Source organism: Pseudomonas sp. P5_A2_2 (genome assembly GCF_054177685.1).
The window spans coordinates 1-2,025 of record NZ_JBGCUL010001173.1; the positions used below are offsets into that span (position 1 = coordinate 1).

General features: G+C 64.5%; 1 pseudogene. It reads left to right on the top strand.

The annotated features are described in order from the left end of the window. A pseudogene (locus ACXRVY_RS29835) lies at positions 1-1,995 on the top strand (ribonuclease E); the annotation flags it as partial. Positions 1,996-2,025: the final 30 nt, after the last annotated feature.

Consider the following 2,025-nt stretch of genomic DNA (forward strand, 5'->3'; position numbering starts at 1 on the left):
GAGAAAGTCCGCGAATGCCTGGAAGCCGACCGTGCCCGCGTGCAAGTCGGTCGCATCTCGCGCTTCGGCCTCCTGGAAATGTCCCGTCAGCGCCTGCGTCCTTCCCTGGGCGAAAGCAGCGGCATCGTCTGCCCGCGTTGCAACGGCACCGGCATCATCCGTGACGTTGAATCGCTGTCCCTGGCGATCCTGCGCCTGATCGAAGAAGAAGCCCTGAAAGACCGTACCGCCGAAGTTCGTGCACAAGTGCCGATCCCGGTGGCTGCGTTCCTGCTCAACGAAAAACGCAACTCGATCACCAAGATCGAACTGCGCACCCGCGCCCGCATCGTCATCCTGCCGAACGATCACCTCGAGACGCCGCACTTCGAAGTGCAGCGCCTGCGTGATGACAGCCCGGAAGCGGCCACCAACCAGTCCAGCTACGAAATCGCCGCTGCCGCTGCCGAAGTGGAAGAAGTCCAGCCAGCCGCTGCGACCCGCACCCTGGTTCGCCAGGAAGCAGCGGTCAAGACGGCCCCGGCCCGCGCCAATGCTCCGGTTCCGACCGAAGTTGCCGCGCCGGCCCCTGCGCCGGTCGCCGTGCCAGAGCCAAGCCTGTTCAAAGGCCTGGTGAAGTCGCTGGTCAGCCTGTTCGCCACCAAGGAAGAGCCTGTCGCGCCGGTTGTGGTTGAAAAGCCTGCCGCCGAGCGTCCGGCCCGCAACGAAGAGCGTCGCAACGGTCGCCAGCAAAGCCGCAACCGCAACGTTCGCCGCGATGAAGACCGCAAGCCCCGCGAAGAACGTGCACCGCGTGAAGAACGCGCACCACGTGAGCCGCGTGAAGAGCGTCAACCACGGGAAGTTCGCGAGCCTCGCGAGTCCCGTGAAGAAACTCCGGCAGTTGCCCGCGAAGAACGCGCACCACGCGCGCCTCAGCCACGTGAAGAACGCGCGCCACGCCCACCGCGTGAAGAGCGTCAGCCACGTGCCGAACAAGCTGCCGTAGCCGAAGCCGAAGAAGAACTGACCACCAACGAAGAGCAACTGCAGGAAGACGGTCAGGAAAGCGCCGAGGGCGATCGCCCACGTCGCCGCTCCCGTGGCCAGCGTCGTCGCAGCAACCGTCGCGAGCGTCAGCGTGACGCCAACGGCAACGTGATCGAAGGTTCGGACGAGTCCGAGTCCGGCGAAAACGCCGAAGCACCAAGCGTTGCCGATCTGGCCGCCGGCCTGGCTGTTACCGCAGCCGTCGCCAGCAGCGTGATCAGCGCTCCGGCTGAAGCGCAAGCCAATGTGCAAGCCGAACGCGCCACTGCCGCGACCCTGGAAGCAGCTCCGGTTGAAGCACCAGTCGTTGAAGCGACCACCCCGGTCGAATTCACTGCGTCACCGGAAATCGAAGTGGCACCAGCGTCGGAAGCTCAGCCTGCCGTTGAAGCGGCTGCCGAGCCAACCCCAGTGATTGAAGCACCTGCCGTGGTTGCAGAAGCTGTCGTCGAAACCGTGACTGAAACCGTTCGCGAAGTGCGTGAAGAGCAAACGGCATTCAACTGGGTTGCCGAGCCAGCCGTCGCTGAAGCCGCTGCACCAGCTGTTGAAACCCCTGTGACTGAAGCCTTGGTTTCCGAGCCGGTGGTTGCCGCTGCGGAACCGGCTCCAGCGCCGGTGGTTGAAGCACTAGTCGTTGAAGCGCCGGTCGTTGCCGAAGCACCAGCTCCGGTAGTCGAAGCTGCTCCTGCCAGCGCCCTGACGCCAAGTGGCCGTGCTCCTAACGACCCACGCGAAGTGCGTCGTCGCAAGCGTGAAGCCGAGCGCCTGCAGAAGGAAGCTGAACTGGCTGCCGTTGCGGCTCCGGTTGAAGCAGTTGTCGCTGCCGAGCCTGCACCGGCCGCCGAAGTGGCTGCCGAGCCGGTTGAGTCGGTGATCCACGAAGCACCGCGCTCCGTTCAGGAAGCGGTAGAGCAACACGAGCAAGCCCAGGAAAAAGAGCACGAGCCTAAACCTCTCGTCTGATTCCATCGGCCACTGAAAAGCCCCGCCTGG